Raw genomic sequence first — 25,043 nt, forward strand, 5'->3', positions numbered from 1 at the left:
GATCAGACCGCAGCGATGTCGCGCGCCTCGAGTCGCCCCCGATGGCCGGGCACGAGCACGAAGCCCACTTCGGCCCCGGGCTCGATCGTGCGGGACCCGTCGGCGATCGCCGTGCAGTGGAAGAACCACTCGCCGTCCCCATCGGTGACCGTGCCGTAGGCGGCCGCGTCGTCGTAGCCGGTCACCCGCCCGATGCGCCGGGCGCGAGACGAGTGGGCGTTCACGGGACGATCTTCGCGATGGGCAGTTCGACGATGTCGGTGGCGCCGCCGTCGCGCAGGGCCGGGATCAGGATGTTGATCTCGTTCTTCGGCACGACGGTCTCCACGGCGTAGCCGGCGCCGCGGAACAGCTCGTTGACCGTCGGCGCCTTCATCGACGGCAGGAGGTCGATGACGATGTCGAGCCGGTCGCTCGGCACGTTCATCTTCACCAGCACCTTGCCCCGGGCATCGAGCACCCCCTGCAGCAGGGTGTGGATCTGACGCATCGCATGGGCCTTGTCCGGGTCGGCGAACGACGTGGGGTTCGCGATCAGTTCGGTGTAGCTCGTGACGAGGGTGTCGATGATGCGCAGCCCGGCAGCCTTGATCGCCCGCCCGGTCTCGGTGATGTCCACCACCACGTCGACGATGTCGGGCACCTTCGCCTCGGTGGCGCCGTAGCTGAGGCGGACATCGGCGTCGACGCCGGCGTCCTCGAGAAAGCGACGGGTGATCTCGGGGTACTCGGTCGAGACGCGCACGCCGGCCGGGAGGTCGCCGACCGATTGCCACGGCGAGTCGCCGGGAACCGCCATCACGATGCGCACCGGCTTGGCGGTGGCCTTCGAGTAGCGCAGCTCACCGAGCGACTCGACCTCGCTGCTCGTCTCCTCGATCCAGTCCCGGCCGGTGATGCCGATGTCGAACAGCCCGTCGGCCACGTAGGTCGGGATCTCCTGGGGTCGCAAGATGCGCACGGACTCGATGCGCGGATCCGCGATCGTCCCGTTGTAGGCGACCGAGGACGAGCGTTCGACCGGCAGGTCGGCCGCCTCGAACAGCTCCATGGTCGCCTTCTCCAGCGATCCCTTGGGGAGAACGAGCTTCAACATGGGCGTGAAGGCTATCCCTGCGGGCCGACGGCACCGTCGGGCAGCATCGTCACCCGCAGGTCGGCGCCGAGCTGCTGGACGGATTCGAAGCGTCCGCGCCAGATGCCATCGACCGACATCGCGCCCGCGCCGGCGAACAGGCTCGCCGCGTCGCTGCCGGCGAAGAGGGCCGGGGCGACGTACACGACGTATTCGTTCACGAGCCTCGGGTGATGGAACGCATGGGCGACGCGGGGCCCGCCCTCCACCATGAGTTGCACGACCTCCTCGGTGCCGAGCTGTTCGAGCAGATCCGGGATCTCACCGTCGAACTCCAGGCAGGGATGGACCTTCGCCCCCTCCGGGGCCGAGCCGAGCACGATCCGGCGGGGATCGCTCACCCCGGTCGGGTCGATGTGGAGCTCGGGCGGCGGCCAGTCCCGCACGGTGAGCGACGGGTCATCGGCGCGCACGGTGCCGGCGCCGACGAGGATCGCGTCCGACTCCGCGCGCAGCCGGTGCGCGTCCACCCGGGCCTCGGGGCCGGTGATCCACTGCGACGAGCCGTCGGGCGCGGCGACGCGTCCGTCGAGGGTCGCGGCGAGCTTCAGCACGACCCACGGACGCCCCGTGCGGCGATGGTGCAGGTAGGGCCGCAGCTGCTGCTCGACCTCGTCGGCGGCGACGCCGAGGTCGACCTCGATACCGGCCTCGCGCAGCCGGGCGATCCCGCGGCCGGCGACCTTGGGATCCGGGTCCTGGATGCCGACGACGACGCGGGCGACACCGGCCTCGATCAACGCTTCGGTGCACGGGCCGGTCCGGCCATGGTGGCTGCACGGCTCGAGGGTCGTGTAGACCGTCGCCCCGACCGTGTCCTCGGCGCTCTCGAGCGCCTCGATCTCGGCATGGTTCCCGCCCGGCGGCTGGGTCGCCCCCCAGGCGATGCTGCCGTCGGTCTGGACGAGCGTGACGCCGACCCACGGGTTGGGCGAGGCGCGATGGCGGGCCCGACTCGCCACGTCGACCGCCCGGAGCATGCGGTCACGGTCCACGACCGGTGAGACGTCAGCCATCGGAGCGGTGCGAGGAATCGGCGCCGGGGTGCGGGTCGGCGTTGTCGACGAGCAGACGCACGGCGTGGGGCAACACGTCGAGGACCGCATCGAGCGTCTCGACACAGCCCTTCGACGAACCGGGCGTGTTGACGATCAGCGTGGTGTCCAGCGTGCCGGCGACGGCGCGGCTCAGGCGACCGAGCGGGCTGACCAGACGCATCGCTTCGGCCAGGCCGGGAGCTTCGCGGTCGATGACCGCCCGGGTGCCCTCCGGCGTGTGGTCCCGAGGACCGAAGCCGGTGCCGCCCGTGGTCACGACGAGACCGTGGAAACCGTCGGCGAGGGCCCGCAGCTTGGCCGCGACCGCCTCGGCGCCGTCCACGGTGACGTCGCGTGCGACCACCGCCCAACCCGCGGCCGCGAGGTGCTCCTCCAGGATCGCGCCGGATCGGTCCTCGCGGGTGCCGTGGACGACGCCGTCCGACACGGTGAGGATCTTCACGAGGAGCGGCGCGGCGTCGTCATCGCCACCGTGATGATCGCCGGGCTGGTGCGCATGGGCCATGGCGGAACGATAGCGACTCGGCTCAGCCTCTCCGGAAGACAGCCCGACACATGCCGTCATGACCGGGGCCCGGGAGCAGCAGGTCGACGTCGGGTCCGAACGGCCGCCAGTCGGCGTCGGCCGGTCGATGGCCTGTCAGACCGAGCGCGGCGAGCTCGTCGCGACAGGCGCCGACCACATCGGTGGACTCCGCCGCCGTCAGGGTGCAGACGCTGTAGACGAGCGTGCCGCCGGGGCGGACGAGCGGGGCCGCGGCGACGAGCATCCGGCGCTGGAGGGTGGCCAACTCGTCCACGTCGGACGGCGAGATGCGCCAGCGGGCGTCGGGCCGACGACGCAGGGCCCCCAGGCCCGAACACGGCGCGTCGACGAGCACGGCGTCGAACGTCTCGGGGACGAACGGGGGCGCCGTTGCATCGGCCTGGAGGACCGCGACGCGATCCGTTCCGAGACGGGCGACGTTCTCCCTGATCAAGCCGACCCGACTCGGCCGGAGATCAGCCGCCACGACGAATCCGCCCCGATCCGCAATCCCGGTCGCCTTGCCCCCGGGGGCGGCGCAGAGATCCAGCACGCGGTCACCCGGCGCGGAGGGCACCAGGGCGGCGATGCGCTGCGAGCTCTCGTCCTGCACATAGCCGTCGTCGCGCCGCTGGACGGTCGCCGGCCGGTTCATCGTCGTGAGCGCCGCCGTCGCCTCGTCGGCCCCGATGTCCGTGCGCAGCCGATCCACGACCCAGTCGGGATAGCTCAGCTCGACCGCGGGGCTGGGATACTCGATGCCCGACTCGGCCGCCGTGGCCACCTTGCGGAGCACCGCGTTGACCATGCCCCGGAAGCGTTTCGGTGCGGCGGACACCGTGGCCGAGACGGCGGCGTGGGGCGGGGTGCCCATCTCGATCAGCTGGTGGGCCCCGATGCGCAGCGCGGCGCGGGCCGCGGGCGGCGGGTCCTGCACGAGGAAGCGGTCGACCACATGGTCGAGCGCCCGCCGCCGCCGGGTCGACCCGTAGACGAGCTCGGTCACGAAGCCGCGATCGCGCGGTTCGAGATCGGTCTCCTCCAACAGCTTCGGAAGGAGGACGTTGGCGTACGCGCCGCCGTCGTCGATGCGGACGATGGCGTCGATCGCGACGCGGCGAGGATCGTCCGCCATCAGTGCAGCCGGTCGTCGGCGGTGGGCTGTGCGCCGTTGCGCCACGCCGCCGCGTCCTGGCGCGGCTTGCCCTCGGGCTGGACCTCGACGAGTTCGACCGCGCCGTCGCCCGTCATCACCCTGAGGCCGTCGAACGATCCGGGCTCGCCGCTCCCGCTCGCGAGCGCGGTGCGATGGATCTTCAAGCGCTTGTCGCGAAACGTCGTCCAGGCGCCGCCCACCCGCACCTGCCGATGCACGGTCGGCGCCGACGCAGTCCAGTCGATGCGCCGTTCGTCGGCGGTGAGCTTCTCGGCGTAGACCGGCTCGCCGACCTGGGGGGTCGGCTTGCCGAGTCCCTCACCGAGGGCCGCGACCAGCTGGCTGACTCCCAGGGTGACGAGCCGGGTGCGCAGCTCGTCGAGCGTCTCGTCGGGGCCGATGTCGATCTCGTCGCGGCGATAGACCGCCCCGGTGTCGAGTCCCTCCTCGACCGCCATGAGACAGACGCCGGTGCGAGCGTCGCCGGCGAGGATCGCCCGCTCGACCGGCGCCGCACCGCGCCAGCGGGGCAGGAGCGAGAAGTGGATGTTCACCATCGCCAGGTGGTCCAGCACCGACGCGGGGATGATGCGGCCGTAGGCGACCACGACGCCGAGGTCGGCGTCGACCTCGGCGAGGTCGGCGAGGTCGTCCGTGACCCGCAGACCGAGTGCCTCCGCGGCCGCTTTCACCGGGGACGGCTGATGGCCGCCGCCCCGACCCCGCCGGGTGTCGGCCCGGCTCACGACGAGGGGCACCTCGTACCCCGACGCCACGAGCGCGGCGAGCGGCGGTACGGCGAGTTCGGGCGTGCCGAGATAGGCGATCCGTCGGATCTCCGCCGGAGGCGGGATCGTCACGGGAGGGACAGCCCGCCGCCGGTGGGCCGTCGGGTGTCGGCCCCACCCAACTGCTGGTCGCGGATCGTCTTCAGCGCGGCCTTGCGCGTGTCGTCGTCGAGCCGCTCGATCAGCAGCGTGCCGTCGAGATGATCGAGCTCGTGCTGGAAGAGGCGGGCCTCGATCTCGTCGGCCTCGAAGGACATCTCGTTGCCGTCGAGATCACGCCCGACGATGTGGACGGTCTTCGGTCGGACGATCTCCCACGAGAGGCCGGGCACGGAGAGGCACCCCTCCTCGAACAGCCACTCACCGTCGCTCTCGACGATCTCCGGATTGACGATCGCCTCGGGACCGGTGCCGACGTCCCACACGAAGAGGCGCTTTTGCACGCCGACCTGCGGCGCCGCGAGGCCGATGCCGGGGGCGTCGTACATCGTCTCCAGCATGTCGTCGACGAGGCGTACGAGCGCGCCGTCGATGTCGGTGATCTCCTTCGCCGTCTGGCGCAGGACAGGGTCTCCGATCACGCGGATGTCGTAGCCGGCCATGGCTTCCAGGGTACCGTCCCCCTCGTGAGCGCCGGTCACTACTTCGATGACGACCCGGACGCGCCGTCCACCCCGGCCCCCGTCGAGATCACGCTGCCGGATCTCTCCCTGACGCTGACCGCCGACCGAGGCGTCTTCTCCGCCGATCGGCTCGATCCCGGCACCAAGTTCCTCCTCCAGGAGGCCCCTCCGCTCGACGGGGCGACGGCCGTGCTCGACCTCGGCTGTGGCTGGGGGCCGATCACCTGCGTCGCCGCCCGCCGCGCGCCGGCGGCGCACATCTGGGCCGTGGACGTGAACGCGCGAGCGCGCGCCCTCACCGAAGCGAACGCCGCGGCGATCGGCGCCGCCGACCGGGTGACCGTCACGGTGCCCGACGGCGTGCCGGACGACATCCGCTTCGATCGCATCCTGTCGAATCCGCCCATCCGCGTCGGGAAGAAGGCGCTGCACGACATGCTGCTGCGCTGGCTCCCCCGCCTCACCGCGAGGACCGGCCGCGCCCACCTCGTCGTCCAGAAGCATCTCGGCAGCGACTCGCTCGCCCGCTGGCTCGGCGAACACGGATTCCCCACGACCCGGTTGGCGAGCCGGGCCGGCTACCGGATACTCGAGGTCACGACCACCGGAGACGAGCGATGAGCCAACTCGACGGCACGGGCATGAAGCGCCTCCATCGCGAATGGCGGCGCCGCACGGACGGCCGGCTGGCGTTGATCCTCGACGGCGTGCAGAACCCGTTCAACGTCGGGTCCGTCGTGCGGACCGCCGCGGCCGAGCGGGTCGACCACGTGTGGATCGCCGGCGGCACCGCCCCCGACCACGACAAGGTCAACAAGACTGCGCTCGGCACCGCCCGCTATCTCACGTGGGACGAGGTCGAGGACGGTCCCGCGGCCGTCGCCGCGGCGAAGGCGGCCGGCTATCGCGTGGTCGCCGTCGAACTCACGTCGACCGCCGTGCCCCTCCACGAGGCGGATCTCTCCACGGACGTCGCCCTCGTCATCGGCCACGAGGACCGCGGGGTCACGCCGGCGACGTTGGCCGAGTGCGACCAGACCGCCTTCATCCCCCAACTCGGCAAGGTCGGCAGCCTCAACGTCGCCGCCGCCACGGCGATCGCGATCTACGAAGCCCGTCGCTGCCGCTGGACGGCTAGTTGACGTAGCCGATCGGGATGTTGTGCAGCTCCGCCATCCGCCGGAACTCCTGGGCCGCGGTTGCGCCCGTGAGGTGTCCGAGCGCCCGGTACGACTCGAACTTCTGACCGTCGAAGAGCTGGTTGACCGTGCTGTGCGACGGGAACTTCTTGTCCCGACGGCCGAACGAGCGCACGTCCCAGGGGTGCGCACGCACCACCGCGGTCTTGGCGAAGACGATGATTCCCCGGGTGCCGTCGGGATAGTGGATCGTGCCGGACACGACGGCGGCGGGTGATTCGCGCGACATCTCGATGTCCTCGGGATCGAGCGCGCTGGGGTCCAGGATGATCTCCACGCCGAGCTCGGCCCGGGCCAACGCGATCGTCTCGCCCACAGCCTTGAAGGAATCGATGTCGTCGCCCCCGGCGTCGAACGCCATCACCGCCGTGCACCCGCGCCGGAGCAGCTCCACCAGGCCGAGGTTGTCGATGTGGCCACCATCGGTGACGTAGAGGAACGTGTCCTCGAGATTGTGACGCCGGAGCACCTCGTTGAGCAGATAATTCGCCCGCGGCCGCCGCGCCCAGCCACCGGGAAGCTTCGCCCGGGCGACGGAGTCGGGGTGCGGCGTCCACACGCCGAGGCGCAGGTTGAACAGGGCGAGCAGCGACGTGACGGCCGGCAGTGTGAGCCGCCCCATCGACGGCGACACCGCCGCGCCCGAGATCGCCACCGCCGCGGGAAGGGTGGCGTTGCGGTGCAGGCGACTCGACACAACCGACTCGAAGTGCTCGGTCTGGCAGTAGCCGACCACCGGACCACCGATCTCGGTGCTGCTGAACGTGAACCCCACGGCGCCACGGCCGGCCGGTGACACGTCGGCCGTCGTGATGTTCGCCGCCGCGCAGAAGATCGTCTGCGGCCATCTGTCGTCCGGGTCCTCGCCGTATCGGGACAGCGACCAGAACCGATCGGTCTCGAGGGTCGAGGCCGCCGCCTTCCCGTTCGGCATGAGTATCCGGCGCAGTCCGAACGCCGACTCCAGCCGGGCCTTGTAGAACGGATGGAACGTCCGCCGGTTCTGATCACCGGGCAGGAACAGGACGACGAGCGTGCCGAGGGTGATCAACCAGATCGTCACACTGTCGTTCCATTCGGAGGTGACGGCGTACCAGATGGTGCCGAACACCACCCCGGGAACGACGATCCACGCCGCGATGTTGCCGAGCACCTTCTTGTTGCGGCTGGCCACCGCGGCGACCGCATTGCCGATCAGCGAGGTGACGCCGAGCAGCTTGAGCACGCCGATGAACGTGATCTCCGTCGCCCCCGTCACCGCGGCGGCCTGCGTGTCGTCCGCGAGGAGATCGTCGGGGAACAGCGCCTGAGCAACCCACGCGAGTGCCTGCGGCACCCAGGTCACGAGCAGCGGTACGAACACGGCCACGGAGAACAGAACGGCGGCGACGGCGACCGCCACCCCTCGCCGAGCCCGCGCGGTCGGGAGGGCATTGACGGGGTCGACGGCGCGGGCGACCTTCACCCTCCGGCTCGCTCGCATCGCCACGCCGAACGAGACGGCCGTCACGACGATGAGTGGGACCGACCACCAGAGGTCGTATCCCGGGGCATGGAGGTCGGGGTGGAGGAACGACATTCGGCTGACGGCCGCGACCGGGACGGCGACAAGCCACACGGTGAGCACGAGGAACGCGAAGTTGTGGCCAAGGCCGAGCAGGAACCGGAGGAAGACGAGGAACTTGTTCCACGCTTTCGGGGCGAGATAGGTGGTGCGGTTGCGGAGAAGTCGCTCCTCCGGTGACAGCGGAGCGAACGGTGCTTCGTCCGCGAGCAGCCGCGCGTCGGACTCGCGCCGCAGGGTGGTCATCGCTCCGGTGATGTAGCCACCGCCGGACACCGACGCGAGATAGCGCGACTGCCGTAGGAGATCGTCCTCCTGGAGCGCCTGGTACACACCGAGATGGAACGAGGCCGAGCGGATTCCGCCGCCGCTGGCGCTGATCCCCATCCGTCCCTCGACCGGCTTGCGGGACCAGTCGTTGCGAAGTTCGATCGACGCCGACTCCCAACTGTTCGGGTCCAGCCCGGCGGGCGGTTTCGACTCGAATCGCTCCCGGTCCGGACCGTAGGCCGGGACGACCGGACGGGTCTGGAGCCCTTCGATGTACCAGCGGCGACTGCGCTTCTGCACGCCCGCATCCGACGTGCGACGACGCTGCGCCGACAGCCTCGCCCACTCCCGGACGCGGGCAACGCGGGCCTCCCGACGGCTCATCACCTGACTGACGCTGCGGGCCTTGTCGACCTCCACCTGCGCGAGCGTCTCCGCCCGTCGCGCCGCGACGACCGCGTCGAGGTCGGCGGACTCGCCCGCAGCCACGGCGTCCTGCAGAACGATCCGGAGCGAACGCGCGTCGGCCAACGCCGCCTCCGCGGCTGTCAACGCCGCGGTCGCAGCCGCCGCCCCAACGCGCGCCGTCAACTGTGCCTCGTCCACCCACTCCTGGATGCGGCGGTTCTCGGCCTCGTCCGGACCACGTTCGACAACGCGCGGCTCCGCCCCGAACACCCCCGGGAGCATCCACTCCAGGAAGCCCCAGATCCAGGCGAGCACGCCGACGAAGGCGTAGACCAACGCCACCGCGATGAGCACGAACTTCGCCCACGCGAAGGTCGCCGCCACCGCGGCGACGACACCACCGGCATCGCTCGCCGTTGCCCCGGTGGCGCCGAAGCTGAGCTCCTCGAGGACGAACAGGAGTCCGAGGTTCTCGACCATGTCGAAGCCACCCGCGAGCAGTGCAGCCAGACCGGCATGACGTCCGAGGGCCACGGCCCAGGGGTCGGCCATGTTCCGACGACCGACCCCGCACAGATAGGCGAGGAGAACCGCGTAGCCAGCCGCGAAACCGAAGTCGAAGAGCAACTGGCGCCGGATCGCGTCCGCGTCGTTCTCGGTCCAACGCGTCTTCACCCGCGCGTCGGAATCGCCCGGAGCCTCGCCGTTCACGACCTCCTGGATCCTGTCGGCGCTCCCGGCCAGTTCGAAGTCGACGATGTTGTGGGCGCCGTCGACCGGCTTGGTGTCGGCGAACTCGAAGAGGGCAGCGCTGCCGAGGACGACCAGAAGTGCGATGGCACCGATCCAGTGCCGTATCGGCTGTCGCTCGACCGGCTCCCAGATGAACCGACGGAAGTGGATCGTCTGCTTCTCGCCGCGGTCGTCGGTGAACGTCAGACGTTTGGTCGCCGCCTCGCGGCCGATCCCGATGAGGTCCGCCAAGCGAGCGGGCCGGGACCGACGGGGCGCCGCGACCGCATCGTCGTCCGTCTCGCCTGTCACCGCCGCCATGGCCGTCCCCCTGCTGAACCGAAATCGCGCCGGCTCGTGTCCGACTTCCTACCAGAATCGGTCCGCGCGGTCGACGGAGCTCAGTTGCGGGCGGCCGTCTCCCGGCAGACCCGGACGATCTCGTCGGCGAGGCGCTCGTCGGTGCCGAGGGCGAGCCGCACGGAACAGGCGACGTACTCGTCCGCGCCGTCGGCGAAGGCGGCGACGACCACGATGCGGCCCGCGGTGGCCGTCGTCGCCCGGAGCACGTAGGCGTCCGACAGCTCCTCCTCGACGACGTCGAAGAGGCTGTCCCCGCTCGCGGCGCGCATGTCGACGAACGACGGCAGCGATGCCGCGCCGGCGGTCCACTCCGCCAGGGTCGCGGCACGACACCCGTCGAGTGGACAGGCCCGGGCGACCGACCACACATCGAAACCCTCGACGCCGCCGGGCGGATGGAAGTCCCACACGAAGGCTCCCTCGGCGACCCAACCGAGCGGCACCTCGGTCACGAGGCCTTCTTCGGTGGTGACCGTCTCGAGGTCGGGCCCCGGTTCGTCGTCGCTCGCCGTGAGGATGAGTGCACCGCCGACGAGGCCGAGCACGATCAGTCCGACGAGCACCCAGGGACGACGCATCGGCTCATACTCGCAGGGGATCGACCTCGATCCGCAGCCGGGCCGCGGGCCGCGGCGTGCGCGCCAGCGCGTCGAGCAGCGGCGGATGCGACGGCGCCCGCAGCAGCCAGCGGTCGTCGACGGGACCGCGGACCTGCACATCGTCCGGCTCGCCGAACGCCTCGACGAAGGCTTCGGCCCCGGCCCCGCTGACGAGCGCCTCGGCGCCGTACGGCGGCGCACCGGTCGCCTGGCGACGATCCCGCTCCGCCACGGCCACGATCGACGGATCGGCGCGAACCGCGGCCTGCACCACCTCGTGCTCGGGTTGGCGCGTCTGGAGGACGAGCCGGCCGTTGTCGCCGCGGGGCCCGAGCAGGCGGGCGGCGCGGGCGAGGAGGGCGAGCGCCTGTTCGGGTGCGCGCTGGGTGGGCCGGAGCAGTTCCTGATCCAGGTCGAGGAACACGATCACATCCGCCCGGTCCACCCGATGCAGGAGGGCCTCCGTGCCGATGACGACGCGGCTCTGCGGCGGATCGTCGGAGGCGGCCGTGACCTCGTCGACGTCCTCGCCGACCAGCGCGGCGAGCTCCTCACGAGCCCGGGTGACGCCGACCCGGAGGTTCTTCAACATCGTGCTGCCGCAGTGGGCACACACGACAGGCCGATGCTCGGCGCCGTCGGCCGTCTCCAGCCGATCGTCCACCAGCACCATCGGTCGGCTGCCGTCCTCCGAACAGACGATCTCGCCGCAGGTCGCACAGGCGAGCAAACGGGCCCGTCCGGTCCGGTTGAGGATGCACAGCACCCGGCCCGAGCGCAGGCGCTCCCCCAGTCGTTCCGCGAAGGGTCCGGCCTTGACCGGGTCATCGGCGCGGCGATCGAGCACGTCGACGATCGGCCAGCCGTCGCGCTCGGCCCCGCGATCGGGACGCAGGAGCGGACCGGCCCGGAGCGCGTCGAGCGACGGCGTCGGGGATGCGAGCACACAGGGAACAGCCGCCCGACGACACCGCTCGAGCACGACCTCGCGGGCGTGCCAGGTGGGCTGGCGTTCCTCCTGAAGTGCTTCGTCGTGCTCGTCGAACACGACCCCGGCGGCGAGGTTCGGCATCGGCATCCAGGCCGCCGAGCGGGTGCCGACGACCGTCGCTCCCCCGGCTGCGGTCGCCCAGTCGTCCGGACCGAGGGCGACGACGACGCCGGCCCGCCGCAGCGCGATCGCGAGACGACGAGCCCGGCTCATGTCGGCGACGACGATCAGGGCGTCGCCGCGCCGACACGCGGCCAGCGCGAGCGAGACACCGTCATCGGTCGGCGGGGCCCGCACGACCGCGACGTCGTTGTCGAACGCCGCGTCGAACACGTCGGCCGGACCCGACGGCACGGGCGCTCGGGGCCGGCTGTCGGGGATGCCCGCGACCATCCGGGGCGGCGACGCCGTGCGCAGGAACGGCACCCGCCGGCCGGCCCAGCGCCACGCCGCCCAGATCGAGAGGTCCAACAGGTCCGCGCTCGGCCCGACGCCGCTGACCTTCGTGAGGGGCACCAGGTGCACGCCCGGCGCCGGCTCGACATCGACGGCGGTGACCCACCCGGCCACGCGCCGCCCGGCGAGGTCGACGCGCACCATCGAGCCCACCTCGACCCGGCTCGCGCGACCGTCGTCGGCCCATTCCGGCGGCACCACATAGTCGAATTCGCGGTCGATGGCGGGAACGTCGGGCAGCACGCGCACGACCCGCCCCGGAGGGCGGGTCGCAGCATCGGATTCCGGCTCCCCCGGGCGGTCGAACTCAGTGAGCTCGAACAGCCCCTCCGGAGCAGCGTCGGGTTCGCTCGGGCTCAGAGCCCCAGCGCTGACTTCAGGTCGTCGACCTTGTTCGTCTGCTCCCACGGGAACAGTCCACCATCCGTGGAGCGACCGAAGTGGCCATAGGCCGCGGTCTGTCGGTAGATCGGCCGACGCAGGTCGAGGTCGCGCATGATCGCGCCGGGACGGAGGTCGAAGACGTCGTCGACGGCCTTCTCGATCGCGGCCTTGTCGACCGTCTCGGTGCCGAAGGTCTCGACCAGGACCGACATCGGACGGGCCATGCCGATCGCGTAGGCGACCTGGATCTCACAGCGGCTGGCCGCGCCGGAGGCGACCACGTTCTTCGCGACCCAGCGGGTCGCGTAGGCGGCCGAGCGGTCGACCTTCGACGGGTCCTTGCCCGAGAAGGCACCGCCACCGTGGCGGGCCATGCCGCCGTAGGTGTCGACGATGATCTTGCGGCCGGTGAGGCCGGCGTCGCCCACGGGACCACCGATCACGAAGCGACCGGTCGGGTTGACGAAGACCTCGTAGTCGTCGTCGGCGAACGCCTCGGGGATGACCGGACGGATCACGTGCTCGATGAGATCCGGCCGGATCATCGTGTCGCGATCGATGCCGTCGTTGTGCTGGGTCGACACCAGCACGGTCTTGAGCTTGACCGGCTTGTTGTCCTCGTACTCGAACGTGACCTGGGTCTTGGCGTCCGGACGCAGGTAGGGAATCGTGCCCGCCTTGCGGACCTCGGCGTGGCGCTCGGCCATCCGGTGGGCCACGTGGATCGGCAGCGGCATGAGCGCGTCGGTCTCGTCGCACGCGTAGCCGAACATCATTCCCTGGTCGCCGGCTCCCTGCTTGTCGAGTTCGTCGGCCTCGCCGGCTTCACCCGAGCGGACCTCCTCGGAGGCGGTGACGCCCTGGGAGATGTCGGGCGACTGCTCGTCGATCGCGATCATGACGCCGCAGGTGTTGCCGTCGTAGCCGAACGACTCACGGTCGTAGCCGATGTTGTTGATCGTCTCCCGAACGGTGCCGGGGATGTCGACGTAGGCCTCGGTCGTGATCTCGCCGGCGACGATCGCCAGGCCGGTGGTGACCATGGTCTCGCAGGCGACCCGGGACATCGGGTCCTGCTCCAACATGGCATCGAGAATCGCGTCCGAGATCTGATCGGCCATCTTGTCGGGATGGCCCTCGGAAACGCTCTCCGAAGTGAAGGTCCAGCGGGTCACTCTTGCTCCTGATCGGTGGGTGAGACGGTGTTGTTCGAAAGAGGGGTGGGATCGGTTTCGAGACAGCCCCGCGCCGAATCCAGTACGGCGCGCGCGATGTCTCGCTTGTCGGACAGTGGTACATGATGCCGTGAGCCGTCCGCCATGAGCACAATGACCTCATTTGTCTCGTGCTCGAAGCCCACACCGGGCTTGGAGACGTCGTTGGCGACGATCATGTCGAGATTCTTGCGCTCGAGCTTGGCCGCGGCATTGTCGAGCAGGTCGTCGGTCTCCGCGGCGAAACCGACCAGCACCTGGCCCGGCTTCTTGTGCTCACCCAGCCGGGCGAGGATGTCGACCGTGGGCACCAGCGCGACATCGGGGGCGCCGTCGTGCTTCTTCAGCTTGCCGTCGGCCGCGGTGGCGGGCCGGAAGTCCGCGACGGCGGCCGCCATCACGACGATCTCGGCGTCGGGCGCCTCGAGTTCGCACGCGGCAGCCATCTCGGCCGCGGTCTCGACCGGGACGACCCGCACCCCGCTGGGGGCGCTCTCGCCGCGGGTGGTGACCAGGACGACGTCCGCACCGCGGGCGGCGGCCTCCGCTGCGACCGCGTGGCCCTGCTTGCCGGAGGAACGGTTGCCGACATAGCGCACGGCGTCGATCGGTTCACGGGTGCCCCCCGCGGTGACCAGGACGCGCCGGGCGACGAGATCGCCGGGGGCCAGCGCCCGCTCCGCCGCGGCGAAGATCGTGGCGGGCTCGGCGAGGCGGCCGTGGCCGATGTCACCGCCAGCGAGACGGCCGGACTCCGGGGCGACGATGAGCACGCCGCGTTCCTCGAGCACCTCGAGGTTCTCCTGCACCGATGCCTGTTCCCACATCTCGGTGTGCATCGCGGGACACACCATGACGGGGGCCCGGGTGGCGAGCACGGTCGCCATGAGCAGGTCAGCCGAGCGGCCGGTGCGGATGTCCGAGATGACCCGTGCGGTGGCCGGGCAGATCAGCACGAGATCGGCGTCCTGACCGAGGACCGTGTGCGGAATCGGCGTGTCCGGATCGTGGAAGAGCGACGTGCGGGCGGGTTCGCTGGCCAACGCCGAGAACGTGGTGGCGCCGACCATCTCGAGCGCGCCGTCCGTCAGGATCGGCGACACGTGGGCGCCGGCGTCGACGAGACGCCGGCAGACCTCCACGGCCTTGTACGCCGCGATGCCACCGGTGACGCCAAGGACGATGCGGCGACCGGTGAGGGATCCCATGGCGCCGGGGAGGTTCAGGCGCTGTCGTCGCCGAGTTCGGCGGCCGCTTCGGCCTCCGCCTGAGCAAGCGCCAGCGCCGCGGCTTCGGCTTCGGGATCGATCTCGATCGCTTCGATCTTCTCGGCCGCGATCTCCTCGAACGCGATGGACAGAGGCTTGCTGGCCGTCGAGGTGACCTGGGGCGGGACCGACGCACCGATGCCCTGGCCGAGCTGGCCGACATAGTTCGTGATCTCCCGGCTCCGCATCGCGGAGAGCGTGACGAGGCTGAACTTCGAGCCGGTCTCGTCGAGGAGTTCCTCGATCGCCGGGTTCATCATCGTGTCGTAGCCGTGCGCCATTGCATTCTCCGTGCGGTGAGGGCGCCGTCAGGCGACGGAGCCGAGCATCAATCGTATCAGTCGGCGCTGTCGCCGCGGCGCGCCTCGATGTGGGCCTCGACCTCGGCGACGGCCCGGTCGAGGTCGTCGTTCACGACGAACACGCTGTCGAGGCGGCGGGCGACCGCCACCTCCTCCTCGGCCTTGGCCAGGCGGGCCTGCACCTTCCCCTCGGCGTCGCCGCGGCCCCGGAGACGTTCCTCCTGGTGGGCGCGGCTCGGCGCGTCCACGAAGATCAACAGGGCATCGGGATAGCGCTGTCTGATCTGCTCGGCGCCGTACACGTCGATCTCGAAGACCACGTCGTGCCCGGCCGGCGGATCCGGCACCGGCGTGCCCTGGAGATAGTCGAGGAACTCGACCCACTCGAGGAAGCCGTCGTTCGCCACATGGGCGAGGAAGAGCTCGCGGTTGGTGAAGTGGTACGCCTCCATGTGCTCGCCCGGCCGACGAGGACGGGTGGTCCACGAACGACTCAGCCAGAGACGAGGATCGCGATCGAGAAGCCGCGCGACGATCGTACCCTTGCCGACCCCGCCGGGGCCGGAGATGACGATGATCAGGCGGTCGCTGAGTTCAGCCACCGATGCTCCTCAGCCGAGCTCCTTCAGGAGCTCGCGGCGCTGGTTGTCACCCAGGCCCCGCAGACGGCGGCTGTCCGCGATCCCGATCTCCTCCATCGTGCGCCGCGCCTTCACCTTGCCCACGCCGGGCAACGACTCGAGCACGGCGAGCACCTTGGTCTTGCCGATGACCTCGTCGTTGTCCGCCATCGTCAACAACTCCGGAAGCGACAACGACCCCATTTTCAGCCGCTGTTTCAGTTCGGCCCGCACCCGGCGCGCCTCGGCGGCCTTCTGGAGCGCCGCAGCGCGCGCCTCATCGGACAGTTTCGGTGGCGTCGGCATACCGCCGACACTACCGGAGAGCGCCACCCCGGGGGTCTGACCCCACCAGGGCGGGCCCGGAGCCGCTCGACGCGACGATCAGTCGCCGGCGGAGGCGATGGACTCGTGGACGGCTGCGGCCGCGGCGAGCGGGTCATCGGCGCGGGTGACGGTGCGGCCGACCACCAGGAGATCGGCACCGGCGGTGATGGCATCGCCGGGGCTCACGGCGTTTGCGTGATCGTCGACATTGTCACCCGGCAGGCGGATGCCGGGAACGACCCTCGTCATGCGGGGCGCATAGTGGTGGGCCTGCTGCAGGTCGCCCGCCGAGCACACGAGACCGGTGCAGCCGGCCTCGGTCGCGAGCATGACCCGCTTGGGCATGATGTGCTCGGGCGCATCGCCATCGCTGGTCAGCACGGTGACGGCGAGCGATTCGGGCTTGTCGAGACCGGCGTTGCGGGCGCCCTCCTCGAGACCGTGGACCCCGGCCTGGAGCATCTCCACGCCACCGTGAGCGTGCATGGTCAGGTAGGACACCCCGAGCGCGCCGAGCACCCGGGCGGCCTTGCCGACCGTGGTGGGGATGTCGTGCAGCTTCAGGTCGAGGAAGACCTTGTACCCGAGGTCGGCGACCGCGCCGATCGCCTCCGGTCCGGCGGCGCTGTAGAGCTCGAGGCCGATCTTGGCGACACCGAAGTAGTCGTTGAGCTCCCGCCCGAGGCGGATGGCGGCGACGAGGTCGTCCACATCCATCACCAGGGCGAGCTTGCTGCGGATGTCGGCGTCGATTTCAGCCATGTGCTGCTCCGATCAGTTCGGCCACGTCCGCCACCCCGTGGCGGGCGCACCATTCTTCGAATTGTCTCAGGATCCGGCGGGGGGCGCGCGGATCGGCGAACGTTGCGGTTCCCACCTCCACCGCGCTGGCCCCGGCGAGGAGGAACTCTACGACATCGGCTCCGGACGTTGTGCCACCCACCCCGACGATCGGGACGGTCGGCGCCGCCTCGTGCACGTCGTAGACGGCCCGCACGGCCACCGGGTGCATCGCGGCGCCGCTCAGGCCGCCCTTCTTCGCCCCGAGGACGGGGCGGCGGGTCTCCGTGTCGATCACCATCCCCAGCAGGGTGTTGGTCAGCACGACCGCTTCGGCCCCGGCCTCGTGGGCGGCGATCGCGATCTCGGGGAGGTCGGCGGCGTTGGGGCTCAGTTTGGCCCAGCGGGGACGTCCGCACCCGGCCGCCGCCTCGATCGCGTCGCGGGTCGACGCCGCCGAGTGGGCGAACATCGAGCCGCGATCCTCGAGGTTCGGGCACGAGACGTTGACCTCGACGGCGACCACCTCCGGCGGCGCGCCCGCCAACGCGTCGGCCGCGGCGGCGTAGTCGGCGATCGAGTTCCCCCAGATGCTCGCCACCACCGTGGCGCCGGTGGCGATCAGCTCGGGCAGCTCGTGCGCCAACCAGTGGGGCACGCCCTTGCCCTGGAGGCCGACGCTGTTGATCATGCCGGCGGCGGTCGGGTGCACCCGCGGCGCCGGATTGCCCGCCCACTCCCCCGCCTTCATGGACTTCACCACCACCGCGCCGAGCTCGGCCGGTTGCAGATAGCGGGCGAATTCGGAGCCGTATCCGGCGGTGCCCGATGCGGTCAGCACCGGCGCCCGCAGTCGGACCGAACCGACCGAGGTGGCCAGGTCGGTCACGAGCCGCCCAGGGCCGAGGCCGAAACGCCGGCGTGGTACTCCTGCAGGCTGCGCACGGCGAGCGGGTGGGTCCGCCAGTCCTGCATGCCGTTCGCCGCGGCCACGGCGGCGGCGCCGGTGGTCAGCAACGGCACGTTGGCGAGCCCGGCGGCGGAACGGATGTGCTCACCATCGGCGCGCGGGCCCCGACCGCGGGGCGAGTTGATGACCATCTGGACCTTGCCGTCCTGGATCAACTGGACGGCATCCACGCCCTCGGCCTCGCCGAGTTTGGCGACGTCGACCGCGATGTCGACCCCCGCGTCCCGCAGCGTGGCCGCGGTGCCGCTGGTTGCGGCGATCTCGAAGCCGAGTTCGATGAACGTCTTCGCCGCGGTGACGCCCAGGTGCTTGTCGCGGTCCGCCAGCGACATGAAGATCGTGCCCGACTCCGGCAGGCGTGTCCCTGCGCTGAGCTGGGACTTCACGAACGCGAGGCCCGGGGTCAGGTCGATGCCCATGACCTCGCCGGTCGAGCGCATCTCGGGACCGAGGACGGCGTCCGCCTCCGGGAACCGGTTGAACGGGAGCACCGCTTCCTTCACGGCGACATGGTCGCCGGCGACGCGCTCACGCAGGAGCCCTTCGGTGCGGAGTTCGTCGAGCGTCGCGCCGAGCATCACCCGGCTCGCCACCTTGGCGAGCGGCACCCCGGTCGCCTTGGCGACGAACGGCACGGTACGGCTGGCGCGGGGGTTCGCCTCGATGACGAACACCTGGTTGGCCTTCACCGCGTACTGCACGTTGATCAGGCCCCGGACCTCGAGCGCCGCCGCGATCTGGCGGGTGTACTCCTCGATCACCGCGACGGTCTCGTCGCTCAGCCGGTTCGGCGGGATCGAGCAGGCCGAGTCCCCGGAGTGCACGCCCGCCTCCTCGACGTGCTCCATCACGGCGCCGATCACGGTGGCCCCGGTGTGGTCGCGGATCGCGTCCACGTCGACCTCCGTCGCGTCCTCGAGGAAGCGGTCGACCAGCACCGGGCGTTCGGCACTGAGCCCGCCCTCCTTGCCGAGCGAGCCGAAGCCGGCGAGTTCGGCCATGGCCCGCCGAAGGTGCTCGTCGTCGTAGACGATCTCCATGGCCCGTCCACCGAGGACGTAGGACGGCCGGATCAGCGCCGGGTAGCCGATTCGCTCGGTGATGGACAGCGCCTCGTCGATGTCGACCGCGGTACCGCCCGCCGGCTGAGGGATCTCGAGCCGGGCGCACAGGGCGTTCCACTGCTCACGGTCCTCCGCGAGGTCGATCGACGCGGGGGACGTGCCGAGCACGAGCTCGGGCGGCAGGCGGTCGGCCAGCTTGAGCGGTGTCTGCCCGCCCAGCGAGACGATGACGCCGAGCGGCTGCTCCGCGTCGATGACGTCCATCACGTCCTCGTAGGTGAGCGGCTCGAAGTAGAGCCGATCCGAGGTGTCGTAGTCCGTCGAGACTGTCTCCGGATTGCAGTTGATCATCACCGTCTCGTAGCCGGCGTCGCGCAGGGCGAAGCTCGCGTGGACACAGCAGTAGTCGAACTCGATGCCCTGGCCGATGCGGTTCGGGCCCGACCCGAGGATGATCACCCGCTCGCGTTCACCGGGGCGGACCTCGTCCGTGTCCTCGTAGGTCGAGTAGTGGTACGGCGTCGAGGCCTCGAACTCGGCGGCGCACGTGTCCACCGTCTTGAACGTGGTCGCCACCCCCTCCGCGAGCCGGGCGGCGCGCACCGCCGCCTCCTCGACCTGCCAGAGATGGGCGAGCTGGGCATCGCTGAAGCCGAGCTGCTTGGCCCGCTTCCAGGAGCGCCGGGTCATCGCCGCCATGCCGACCTCTTCGAGATGGGCCCGCTCCTCGGTGATCATCAGCATCTGGTCCAGGAACCAGAGGTCCACACCCGTCGCCTCGTAGATCTTGTCGATCGAGACCCCGCGGCGGAGCAGGGCTTCGAGCTGGAACGGCCGATCCGGGGTGCCGATGCTGGCGGCGGCCAGCAGGGCGGCGTCGTCGAGTTCGTCGAACGCTGCCTCACCGGGATCGCAGTTGAGGCCGTAGCGCCCCTGCTCCAGCGAGCGCAGCGCCTTCTGGAGCGACTCGGGGAACGTGCGCCCGATCGCCATGACCTCGCCCACCGACTGCATGGAGGTGCCGAGCACGCCGGACGTGCCCGGGAACTTCTCGAACGCCCACCGCGGCACCTTGGTGACCACATAGTCGATCGACGGTTCGAAACTGGCCGGTGTCTTCTCGGTGATGTCGTTCGGGATCTCGTCGAGGGTGTAGCCGACGGCCAGCTTGGCCGCGATCTTCGCGATCGGGAAGCCGGTGGCCTTCGACGCGAGCGCAGACGACCGACTCACCCGGGGGTTCATCTCGATGATGACCTGGCGGCCGGTCTCCGGATGCACCGCCCACTGCACGTTCGAACCGCCGGTCTCCACGCCGACGCGACGGATGCAGGCGAACGAGCCGTCCCGCATCGTCTGGTACTCGACGTCGGTGAGGGTCTGGGCGGGAGCGACGGTGATGGAGTCGCCCGTGTGCACTCCCATCGGGTCGAAGTTCTCGATCGAGCAGATGATCACGCAGTTGTCGTTGCGGTCGCGCATCACCTCCAGCTCGTACTCCTTCCACCCGGAGATGGACTCCTCGATCAGGATCTCGTTGATCGGGCTGCACTCGAGCCCGTAGGCGGCGACCCGCTCGAACTCCTCCATCGTGTGCGCCATGCCCGTGCCGCGGCCGCCCAGGATGTAGGCGGGCCGGATGATGATCGGGAGGCCGACCTCCTCGACCACGCGGCGGGCCTCGTCCATGTCGTGGGCGATGCCCGAGCGAGCGACCTCGAGGCCGATCTCCTGCATCGCGACCTTGAACTTCTCGCGGTCCTCCGCCGTCTCGATGGCCTCGGCGTCGGCGCCGATGAGCTCGACACCGTTCGCCTCCAGGACTCCGGCCTCCTCCAGCTCCATCGCGAGGTTGAGCCCGGTCTGCCCGCCGAGCGTCGGCAGCACCGCATCGGGCCGCTCCTTCTCGATGATCTTCGCCAGCACGGCGACATCGAGCGGCTCGACATAGGTCGCGTCCGCGAAGTCGGGGTCGGTCATGATCGTCGCCGGGTTCGAGTTGGCGAGGATGACGCGATAGCCCTCCTCCTTGAGCACCCGGCATGCCTGGGTGCCCGAGTAGTCGAACTCACACGCCTGACCGATGACGATGGGGCCCGAGCCGATGATGAGGATCGACTCGATGTCCGTGCGCTTCGGCACTACGCCGCCTTTCCGTGGGAGTCCATCAATTCGGCGAACTGATCGAAGAGATACCGACTGTCGTGGGGGCCGGGACCGGCCTCCGGGTGGTACTGCACGCTGAACGCCGGAAGGTCGTCGTGGACGAGCCCCTCCAGGGCGCCGTCGTTGAGGCAGACGTGGGTCTCCGTGACATTGGGGACCGACCCCAACTCGACCGCGAAGTTGTGGTTCTGGCTGGTGATCTCCACCTTGCCCGTGCGGGAATCCTGCACCGGCACGTTGCCGCCGTGGTGGCCGAACTTCATCTTGAAGGTCCTCCCGCCGAGGGCGAGGGAGAGCACCTGGTGCCCGAGGCAGATGCCGAAGATCGGCACCTTGCCGATCAGCTTCGGCAGCTCGGCGACGATCGATCCGGCTTCCTCGGGGTCACCGGGACCGTTCGAAAGGAAGACGCCGTCGGGTTCCATGGCGAGCACCTCGTCGGCCGGCGTGCCCGCGGGCACGACGGTGACGGTGGCCAGTTCCCCGAGGTGACGCAGCATCGTGGCCTTCACGCCGAGGTCGTAGGCGACGACCTTCCGGGGGCCCGAGCCGACCGTGTAGGGCGCATCCGTGGTGACCGTGCTGACGAGGTCCACACCCGCAGTGCCCGGGTCGGCCTGGGCGGCGGCGCGGAGGGCCGCGGCGTCCGCGGTACCGAAGGCGCCGGGCATGGCGCCGCTGTCACGGATGTGACGGGTCAGCCGGCGGGTGTCGATCCCGGCGATCCCGGCGACGCCGTGTCGACGCAGGAAGGCGTCGAGATGACCCTCGGCCCGCCAGTTGCTGTGGCGCCGGGCGAGATCACGGATGATGACCCCACGACAGTGGGGCCGAGCCGCCTCGTCGTCGGTCGCGTTCACGCCATAGTTGCCAATGTGGGGGTAGGTGAACGTGATGATCTGGCCCGCGTAGGACGGATCGGTGATCACCTCCTGATAGCCGGACAGGACCGTGTTGAACACGACCTCGCCCGACGCGATCCCGTCGACGGGGTCCGCCCCGATGCCCTCGCCCTCGAAGACCTCGCCGTCGGCGAGAACCAGTTGGTATTCCCTGAGCTCGCTCACCGTTGTGCTTCTCCGTCGATCACGACTGCTTCTCCCCGCAGGATGGTGTGTCTCGCCCGCCCGCGCACCGTCATTCCCTCGTAGGGCGTGTTGGTGCTGCGGCTCGCCATCGCCGCGCCCGACACCGTCCACGTCGTGTTCGGGTCGATCACGGCGAGATTCGCGGCCCCGCCCTCCACGACGGGACCACCGTGCTGGTCCTGGATCCCGGCGATCGCCGCGGGGCGCCAGCTCATCGCCGCGAGCAGATCCTCGATCGGCATCTCCAGATGCGTGTTCGCGATCGCGAAGGCGGTCTCGAGCCCGAGCATGCCGGGCGGCGCGTCCGCGAAGGTGCGCTCCTTGTCCTGTGACGTGTGGGGGGCGTGGTCGGTCGCGATCGCGTCGATCGTGCCGTCCGCCAGGCCCTCCTTCACCGCCGCCACGTCCGCGTCGGTCCGCAGGGGCGGGTGCACCTTGTAGAGGGGGTCGTAGTCGGCACAGCAGGCGTCGGTGAGACAGAAGTGATGGGTGGCCGCCTCGGCGGTCACGGGCAACCCCGCGTCCTTCGCGGCGCGGATCATCGCGACCGATCCGGATGTCGACATGTGCTGGAAGTGCACGCGGGTGCCGGTGAGTCGGGCGAGGGCGATGTCGCGCATCACCATCAGCTCCTCGGCCTCCGCCGGCTGGCCGGGAATACCGAGGCGGCTCGACCACTCGCCCTCGTGCATGTAGGTGCCCTCGCTGAGGGCGTTCACCTCACAGTGCTGGGCGAGCACGATCGGCCGGCCACCGGCGAGGTGGGCGAGCGACCCCGCGTACTCGAGCGCCGTGCGCATCAGCCGGTCGTCCTGCACGCCGGTGCCGTCGTCGGTGAAGACCCGCACGCCGAGCTTCACGAGCTCGGCCATCGGCGTCAGCGAATGCCCGTCACGGCCGACGGTGATCGCCGCCGAGGGACGGACATCGCAGATGGTGTCGGCCGCGAGGTCGATGACCTCACGGACCACCGCCGCGCAGTCCATCGCCGGGGTGGTGTTGGGCATCGCGATGACCGAGGTGAACCCGCCCAGCGCGGCGCCGCGGGCCCCGGTGTCGATCGTCTCGGCTTCTTCCTTGCCGGGCTGTCGCAGGTGCACGTGGAGATCGACGAAGCCGGGCGAGACGACACAGTCGGTGGCGTCGAGGGTGCGATCGCCGTCGAGGCCCTCGCCGACGGCCACGATCGTCCCCTCGTCGGAGACGACCACGTCGGCGCGCCGGGAGCCGGTCTGATCGACGACGGTGCCGCCCTTGATGACGGTGGTGGACTCGGACATCAGGCAACGGCCTCCTGGGTGTCGACGAGGTCGAGGCCCGACCCCAGCAGCAGATACAAGACGGCCATCCGCACGGCGATGCCGTTCGTGACCTGTTCGGTGATGACGGCGTTGGGCCGATCGGCGACCTCGCCGGCGATCTCGACACCCCGGTTCATCGGCCCCGGGTGCATGATCAGCGCGTCGTCGCGCAGCCGATCGGCGCGCGCCGTGGTGAGCCCGTACTCCTCGTGGAACTCCCGCAGCGTCGGCACGACCGCCTGCTCCTGGCGCTCGAGCTGCATGCGGAGCAGGTAGCAGATGTCGACCTCGCCGATGACCTCGTCGAGATCGTGGGTGACCTTCACCGGCCACCCTTCGAGGCTCGGCGGAAGCAGCGTCCGGGGGGCGACGAAGGTCACCTCGGCGCCCATCGTGGCGAACCCGATCGCGTTCGAGCGGGCGACGCGGGAGTGTTTGATGTCGCCCACGATCGCGACCCGGCGACCGTCGAGGCTGCCGAGGCGTCGGGTCGCCGTATAGAGATCGAGCAGCGACTGGGTGGGGTGCTGATGCCAGCCGTCTCCCGCGTTGATCACGCAGGCGTCCGTCCACTCGGTGATCCGCTGAGGGGCGCCGGCGCCGTGATGGCGCACGACAATTCCGTCGATCCCCATCGCCGCGACCGTTTCCACGGTGTCGCGCAGGCTCTCGCCCTTGTTCACCGAGGACGAACTCACGCTGAAGTTCATCGTGTCGGCGGAGAGCCGCTTGGCCGCGGTCTCGAACGACAGGCGGGTGCGGGTGGAGTCCTCGTAGAACAGCCAGGCGATGGTCTTGCCCCGCAGCGCCGGCACCTTCGGGATCTGACGCTGGCCGACCTCCGCGAACGAGTCGGCCAGGTTCAGGAGGCGTTCGACGTCATCGCGGTCGAGGTCGGCCATGGAGAGGAGATGACGCATCGCCCCGGTCACGTCACGTCTCCCAGGTCGACGCCGTCGTCGTGCACGTCGACCAGCTCGTCGCGCCGGGTCGGGAGGTTCTTGCCGACATAGTCCGGCCGGATCGGCAGTTCGCGATGACCGCGGTCCACCATCACCGCGAGCTGGATGGCCGCGGGGCGGCCGTAGCTGTGCACGGCGTCCATCGCGGCCCGAACGGTTCGGCCCGTGTAGAGCACGTCGTCGACGAGCACGATCACCTTGCCGGTCGGGTCCTCGGGGATCTCCGTGACCGCTTCGGGCATGACCGGCCGCAGACCGAAGTCGTCGCGGTGCATCGTGGCATCGAGGCTTCCGACCGGCACGCCCACCCCGGCATCGCCCTCGATCTCGGTGATGTCGTCGGCCAGCCGCTGGGCCAGGGCGACGCCACCGGTCTGCAGACCGATGATCATCAGGTCGGCCGCGCCATGGTTTCGCTCGAGGATCTCGTGGGCCATCCGCCGAACGGCTCGGGTGACATCCTCAGATGTCATCACCCGGGTCCGGGCCTGGAACTCGCCGCCCGCGGGCGGCGCAGCCAGGCGACGTTCTCGCTCTGCCACGTTTTCCTGCTTTCGTCCGTACGAGCCTCACGGGACTCGTTTCACGGTCGAGACGGCAACGTACCAGACGCGCGTGCCGCGACCTCGCGCGGTTTCCTGTGGATTTCGCGCGGCCCGCCCGATGGGTCGGCGCGGTTCCCGGGACCTTCACCTGGCGTGGCGGCGACCGCTACGCCACGTTTTGCGA

General features: G+C 70.3%; 24 protein-coding genes. 2 read left to right on the forward strand and 22 right to left on the reverse strand.

Going from position 1 to position 25,043, the window contains the following annotated elements:
• Positions 1-2: 2 nt before the first annotated feature.
• From R8F63_09405 to def, 7 genes are read right to left on the reverse strand one after another with little or no spacing between them, the layout of a single operon-like run.
• Positions 3-224: a cold shock domain-containing protein gene (locus R8F63_09405; GenBank protein MDW3218814.1), complete on the reverse strand. Its 222-nt coding sequence runs from the start codon at positions 222-224 to the stop codon at positions 3-5.
• Entirely contained in the window at positions 221-1,096 is an 876-nt protein-coding gene (hisG, locus tag R8F63_09410) for an ATP phosphoribosyltransferase (protein MDW3218815.1), read from the reverse strand. Before hisG ends, R8F63_09405 begins: the two co-directional genes overlap by 4 nt.
• An 11-nt stretch (positions 1,097-1,107) precedes the next feature.
• Positions 1,108-2,151, reverse strand: coding sequence for a bifunctional diaminohydroxyphosphoribosylaminopyrimidine deaminase/5-amino-6-(5-phosphoribosylamino)uracil reductase RibD (gene ribD, locus R8F63_09415; protein ID MDW3218816.1), 1,044 nt, complete (start codon positions 2,149-2,151; stop codon positions 1,108-1,110).
• A complete protein-coding gene (locus R8F63_09420; protein ID MDW3218817.1) occupies positions 2,144-2,698 on the reverse strand; it encodes a MogA/MoaB family molybdenum cofactor biosynthesis protein in 555 nt (184 codons plus the stop codon). Before R8F63_09420 ends, ribD begins: the two co-directional genes overlap by 8 nt.
• Before the next feature lie 22 nt (positions 2,699-2,720).
• The gene (locus R8F63_09425) at positions 2,721-3,854 is read right to left on the reverse strand and encodes a transcription antitermination factor NusB (protein ID MDW3218818.1); all 1,134 of its coding nucleotides are present in this window, start codon (positions 3,852-3,854) and stop codon (positions 2,721-2,723) included.
• Entirely contained in the window at positions 3,854-4,735 is an 882-nt protein-coding gene (locus R8F63_09430; protein MDW3218819.1) for a methionyl-tRNA formyltransferase, read from the reverse strand. The genes R8F63_09425 and R8F63_09430 overlap by 1 nt, the downstream gene beginning before the upstream one ends.
• Entirely contained in the window at positions 4,732-5,265 is a 534-nt protein-coding gene (def, locus tag R8F63_09435) for a peptide deformylase (protein MDW3218820.1), read from the reverse strand. The genes R8F63_09430 and def overlap by 4 nt, the downstream gene beginning before the upstream one ends.
• 24 nt (positions 5,266-5,289) lie before the next feature.
• Here def and R8F63_09440 point away from each other — a divergent pair, with 24 nt between their 5' ends.
• A complete protein-coding gene (locus tag R8F63_09440) occupies positions 5,290-5,907 on the forward strand; it encodes a methyltransferase (protein ID MDW3218821.1) in 618 nt (205 codons plus the stop codon).
• Complete coding sequence (locus tag R8F63_09445; GenBank protein MDW3218822.1) at positions 5,904-6,428, forward strand: TrmH family RNA methyltransferase; 525 nt, start codon at positions 5,904-5,906, stop codon at positions 6,426-6,428. The genes R8F63_09440 and R8F63_09445 overlap by 4 nt, the downstream gene beginning before the upstream one ends.
• Here the strand turns inward: R8F63_09445 and R8F63_09450 are convergent.
• The 15 genes from R8F63_09450 to pyrR all read right to left on the reverse strand — a co-directional run bounded on the left by R8F63_09450 (position 6,421) and on the right by pyrR (position 24,856).
• The gene (locus tag R8F63_09450) at positions 6,421-9,780 is read right to left on the reverse strand and encodes a hypothetical protein (protein MDW3218823.1); all 3,360 of its coding nucleotides are present in this window, start codon (positions 9,778-9,780) and stop codon (positions 6,421-6,423) included. The genes R8F63_09445 and R8F63_09450 overlap by 8 nt on opposite strands.
• An 80-nt stretch (positions 9,781-9,860) precedes the next feature.
• A complete protein-coding gene (locus R8F63_09455; GenBank protein MDW3218824.1) occupies positions 9,861-10,400 on the reverse strand; it encodes a hypothetical protein in 540 nt (179 codons plus the stop codon).
• A gap of 4 nt (positions 10,401-10,404) precedes the next feature.
• The gene (locus R8F63_09460; GenBank protein MDW3218825.1) at positions 10,405-12,111 is read right to left on the reverse strand and encodes a hypothetical protein; all 1,707 of its coding nucleotides are present in this window, start codon (positions 12,109-12,111) and stop codon (positions 10,405-10,407) included.
• A 113-nt stretch (positions 12,112-12,224) separates the two neighbouring features.
• Complete coding sequence (metK, locus tag R8F63_09465; protein ID MDW3218826.1) at positions 12,225-13,427, reverse strand: methionine adenosyltransferase; 1,203 nt, start codon at positions 13,425-13,427, stop codon at positions 12,225-12,227.
• Positions 13,424-14,674, reverse strand: a complete 1,251-nt coding sequence (coaBC, locus tag R8F63_09470) for a bifunctional phosphopantothenoylcysteine decarboxylase/phosphopantothenate--cysteine ligase CoaBC (GenBank protein ID MDW3218827.1) — start codon at positions 14,672-14,674, stop codon at positions 13,424-13,426. The genes metK and coaBC overlap by 4 nt, the downstream gene beginning before the upstream one ends.
• Before the next feature lie 14 nt (positions 14,675-14,688).
• Positions 14,689-15,015 carry a DNA-directed RNA polymerase subunit omega gene (rpoZ, locus tag R8F63_09475; GenBank protein MDW3218828.1) on the reverse strand — a complete coding sequence of 109 codons (327 nt, stop codon included), beginning with the start codon at positions 15,013-15,015 and terminating at the stop codon, positions 14,689-14,691.
• Positions 15,016-15,071: 56 nt separating this feature from the next.
• Positions 15,072-15,638: a guanylate kinase gene (locus tag R8F63_09480; protein MDW3218829.1), complete on the reverse strand. Its 567-nt coding sequence runs from the start codon at positions 15,636-15,638 to the stop codon at positions 15,072-15,074.
• 9 nt (positions 15,639-15,647) lie between these two features.
• Positions 15,648-15,962 carry an integration host factor, actinobacterial type gene (gene mihF, locus R8F63_09485; protein ID MDW3218830.1) on the reverse strand — a complete coding sequence of 105 codons (315 nt, stop codon included), beginning with the start codon at positions 15,960-15,962 and terminating at the stop codon, positions 15,648-15,650.
• Positions 15,963-16,040: 78 nt separating this feature from the next.
• On the reverse strand, positions 16,041-16,745 hold the full coding sequence (pyrF, locus tag R8F63_09490; GenBank protein ID MDW3218831.1) for an orotidine-5'-phosphate decarboxylase: 705 nt from the start codon (positions 16,743-16,745) through the stop codon (positions 16,041-16,043).
• Entirely contained in the window at positions 16,738-17,652 is a 915-nt protein-coding gene (locus tag R8F63_09495) for a dihydroorotate dehydrogenase (GenBank protein MDW3218832.1), read from the reverse strand. Before R8F63_09495 ends, pyrF begins: the two co-directional genes overlap by 8 nt.
• Positions 17,649-20,939 carry a carbamoyl-phosphate synthase large subunit gene (carB, locus tag R8F63_09500; protein MDW3218833.1) on the reverse strand — a complete coding sequence of 1,097 codons (3,291 nt, stop codon included), beginning with the start codon at positions 20,937-20,939 and terminating at the stop codon, positions 17,649-17,651. Before carB ends, R8F63_09495 begins: the two co-directional genes overlap by 4 nt.
• The gene (gene carA / locus R8F63_09505; protein ID MDW3218834.1) at positions 20,939-22,030 is read right to left on the reverse strand and encodes a glutamine-hydrolyzing carbamoyl-phosphate synthase small subunit; all 1,092 of its coding nucleotides are present in this window, start codon (positions 22,028-22,030) and stop codon (positions 20,939-20,941) included. The genes carB and carA overlap by 1 nt, the downstream gene beginning before the upstream one ends.
• Positions 22,027-23,331 (reverse strand): dihydroorotase, encoded by a 1,305-nt coding sequence (locus R8F63_09510; protein MDW3218835.1) that lies wholly within the window; start codon positions 23,329-23,331, stop codon positions 22,027-22,029. The genes carA and R8F63_09510 overlap by 4 nt, the downstream gene beginning before the upstream one ends.
• Positions 23,331-24,284 carry an aspartate carbamoyltransferase catalytic subunit gene (locus R8F63_09515; GenBank protein MDW3218836.1) on the reverse strand — a complete coding sequence of 318 codons (954 nt, stop codon included), beginning with the start codon at positions 24,282-24,284 and terminating at the stop codon, positions 23,331-23,333. Before R8F63_09515 ends, R8F63_09510 begins: the two co-directional genes overlap by 1 nt.
• Positions 24,281-24,856 carry a bifunctional pyr operon transcriptional regulator/uracil phosphoribosyltransferase PyrR gene (gene pyrR, locus R8F63_09520; GenBank protein ID MDW3218837.1) on the reverse strand — a complete coding sequence of 192 codons (576 nt, stop codon included), beginning with the start codon at positions 24,854-24,856 and terminating at the stop codon, positions 24,281-24,283. Before pyrR ends, R8F63_09515 begins: the two co-directional genes overlap by 4 nt.
• Positions 24,857-25,043: the final 187 nt, after the last annotated feature.

The sequence above is a fragment of the Acidimicrobiales bacterium genome (assembly GCA_033344915.1).
Lineage (GTDB): Bacteria > Actinomycetota > Acidimicrobiia > Acidimicrobiales > Aldehydirespiratoraceae > JAJRXC01.